This window comes from Arthrobacter sp. (genome assembly GCF_031179385.1).
Classification (GTDB): domain Bacteria; phylum Actinomycetota; class Actinomycetes; order Actinomycetales; family Micrococcaceae; genus Arthrobacter_D.
In genome coordinates this window covers 1-2,997 of the sequence record NZ_JAPSHV010000203.1, presented here as the reverse complement: position 1 = coordinate 2,997, position 2,997 = coordinate 1, and the positions used below count along the sequence as shown (strand labels likewise).

The window sequence follows — 2,997 nt, the reverse complement described above, 5'->3', positions numbered from 1 at the left end:
GAGATACCCATGAGCGGGGCAAGCGCCGCAGCTATCTGGTCCTCGGGGACCAATTGGTTTCCCTGGACCTCCAGGGTCCGTACGGCCAACGCAGGTGAGTACACCAGGTAGGCGATCAGACCGCCGACGAGCAATACAGCGGAGATGATGGCAGTCAGCCACCATCTTCTCCGCTTACGTCGCGGCGGTTCCGGGAACGCTATGACAGTGCCGGCATCCGGCTCGCGGTCCAGGAGGGCGACCGGAGCCTCCTTCGATGCCGAGATGCGTTCCTCGCGCAGGGTGTCGATCTGCCGGGCGGGAACGTATTTCTCGGCAGTGATGGACTTCTCGGCACTGATGGATTTCTCGGCAGTGATGGTGTCATCCGTCGAGAACCGGCGCTGCCGGGGCCGGGCAGGTCCAGGCTTGCGCGGAGGTCGGGGGGTCACTGGGAGTCTTCCTTACGCGCGAGGAGATCGACCAACAGCGGACCGAAGCGGGTTACGTCACCCGCCCCGACTGTCAGGATGATGTCGCCGCTCCTGGCCGACCCAACGATGTCCTGCATTGCTGCGTCGGCGCTCGGAGCGTACCCGCCGGGTACGGTCAGCCGGTCGCTGATCAACCGGCTGGTGACGCCCTCCACGGGATCCTCCCGGGAGGCATAGATATCGAGGACACGCACGGAATCGGCAAGTGACAGCGCAGCCGCGAACTCTTCGGCGAACTCCTGCGTGCGCGAAAACAAATGCGGTTGGAAGAGCACGTGCACGCGGTACTCCCCCGCGACAGTCCGGGCGGCACTGAGTGCGGCAGCAACTTCGGTGGGATGATGCGCGTAGTCGTCGAAAACCCGAACGCCGCCGGACTCCCCCTTCGCTTCGAAGCGTCTCGCTGCACCGGAGAAGGATGCCAGGCCTGCGGCAGCTGCGGCGGGATCCACACCCAGCTCGAGTCCCACAGCGAAAGCAGCGGCAGCATTGAGGACGTTGTGCCGGCCGGGGACCCCAAGTTGCAGCTCCTGCTGGCTGTCGAGTCCATCCACCGAGAAGGAGAGAACGCTGTTCGAGGTACTGCCCAGTGCCCGAGTGTTACTGATCCGAACGTCTGCACCTTCGTTGTATCCGTACGTCCTCACCCGACGCGAAGCGGCGGTTCGCTCAGCTAGTGCGGCAGCTCCGTCATCGTCATGACAGGCAACCAGCACGCCGTCCCCGGCAGGCAGCAACGCCGCAAACTGATCAAAAGAGCGGTACACCGCATCGGCTGACCCGTAGTGGTCCAGGTGATCGGCCTCAACGTTGGTGACCACGCCGATGTGCGGACGGTAATTGAGGAAGGAACCGTCGGACTCGTCCGCTTCGGCGACGAACACCTCCCCGTCCGCCCACTCGGCATTGACGCCCAAAGCGGCGACCTCACCGCCGATCGCGAAGGACGGATTTGCTCCGGCAGCCTGCAGCATGACGGTGATCATTGCCGTCGTCGTCGTCTTGCCGTGCGTGCCGGCAACGGCAACCACCGCGCGTCCGTCCATAGCGGCGGCCAGCGCCTCTGAGCGGTGAAGGATCCGTAGTTCCCTGGCTTCCGCCTCCACGAGTTCGGGGTTCGACCCGCGGATTGCGCTGGACACAACGACGGTGTCGGCGATTCCCAGATTCGCCCCGTCGTGGCCGACGTGCACACGTGCACCGAGCGCGGCGAGAGCCTGAAGACCACGTGAGTCGGCGGCGTCGGACCCTGAGACCTCGACACCCCGGCCGAGGAGCACTCGCGCCACGGCCGACATTCCGGCTCCACCCAGCCCAATGAAATGGACGCGGCCCAGGTCTCTAACAGCAGTACTCATGAGCGGCCTCCGGCAGCATCGATAATCAGCTTCGCCATGCGCTCATCGGCGTCCCGCACGCCGAGCGGCGCAGCGGCCATGGACATGCTCTCGAGTCGCTCGGCGTCCTGTACCAGGGGCAGGGCTTCGGAGAGGAGCCATTCAGCACTCAGCTGCCGGTCCTCGACCATGAGCGCCCCTCCGGCAGCAACCAGTTCCGCGGCATTACGCCGCTGTTCCCCGTTGCCGTGCGGCAAGGGCACGAAGACAGCGGGCAGTCCAACGGCTGCAACTTCACAAACCGTCGCGGCCCCTGCGCGCGCCAGCAGCAGGTCGGCTGCTGCATAGACGTTCTCCATGCGATCCACGTACTCGATCTGGCGGTAGTTCCCAGTGGTGAGGAGCGCACCGTCGGTCCCGGTCACCTGCTTTCCGCGCCCGGTGATGTGAAGCACCTGAACCCGGTTGTCCGCTTCAACTACCTTCTGCGCGGCGGCAGCGACTGCGCGGTTGATGCTCGCTGCTCCCGAAGACCCGCCGGTAACGATCAGCGTGGGGCGGACAGGGTCCAGGCCGAGCTCTGCACGTGCTTCTGCGCGCTGTGCAGCGCGGTCAAGTGTCGAGATTTCCGGCCGCATCGGCATTCCAACCCACTGCTCGCCCGGCAGGCCTGTGCCTTTGAACGCCACCGCGACAGTGTGTGCGATGCGCGCCCCCAACCGGTTGGCCAGCCCTGGGTGCGCGTTCGCCTCGTGGATGACCACCGGGACGCGGCGGATCCTCGCTGCAAGGTAGAGGGGCGTGGACACGTATCCACCCACACCCACGACGACGTCGGCCCGCGCGGCGTCGACGATTTTCAGCGCCTGTTGCACGGCCCGGACCAGACGAACCGGAAGCTTCAGCAGGTCGATGCCCGGACGGCGGGGCATCGGAACGCGCTCGATGGTTTCGAGGCGGAATCCTGCGGCCGGCACCAGTCGCGTCTCCATGCCGGCAGCAGTACCGACGGCGACAACGCGGGCGTTCGGGCTTGCGGTGACGAGGGCACGGGCGATTGCGAGCAGGGGGCTGATGTGCCCGGCGGTACCCCCGCCGGCAAGGACGACCGACAGGGTGGCGTCTTCAGTCAATGGAGTCTCTTGATCTTTCATTTGCGGATCCCGGAGTCGGATTCGGGTTTCGTG

2 protein-coding genes and 1 pseudogene are annotated in these 2,997 nt (G+C 65.7%); all 3 read right to left on the bottom strand.

Annotation, left to right across the window (positions count from 1 at the left end; all coding sequences use genetic code 11):
* Positions 1-431, bottom strand: a pseudogene (locus tag RIF85_RS15480) (hypothetical protein); the annotation flags it as partial.
* Positions 428-1,831: a UDP-N-acetylmuramate--L-alanine ligase gene (gene murC / locus RIF85_RS15475; RefSeq protein WP_309072793.1), complete on the bottom strand. Its 1,404-nt coding sequence runs from the start codon at positions 1,829-1,831 to the stop codon at positions 428-430. The gene murC and the pseudogene RIF85_RS15480, both read right to left, overlap by 4 nt.
* On the bottom strand, positions 1,828-2,964 hold the full coding sequence (gene murG / locus RIF85_RS15470; protein ID WP_309072792.1) for an undecaprenyldiphospho-muramoylpentapeptide beta-N-acetylglucosaminyltransferase: 1,137 nt from the start codon (positions 2,962-2,964) through the stop codon (positions 1,828-1,830). Before murG ends, murC begins: the two co-directional genes overlap by 4 nt.
* Positions 2,965-2,997: the final 33 nt, after the last annotated feature.

Excerpts from the sequence above, each read along its gene's own strand:
- murC (WP_309072793.1), bottom strand. The coding sequence starts at position 1,831 with ATGAGTACTGCTGTTAGAGACCTGGGCCGCGTCCATTTCATTGGGCTG.
- murG (WP_309072792.1), bottom strand. The coding sequence starts at position 2,964 with ATGAAAGATCAAGAGACTCCATTGACTGAAGACGCCACCCTGTCGGTC.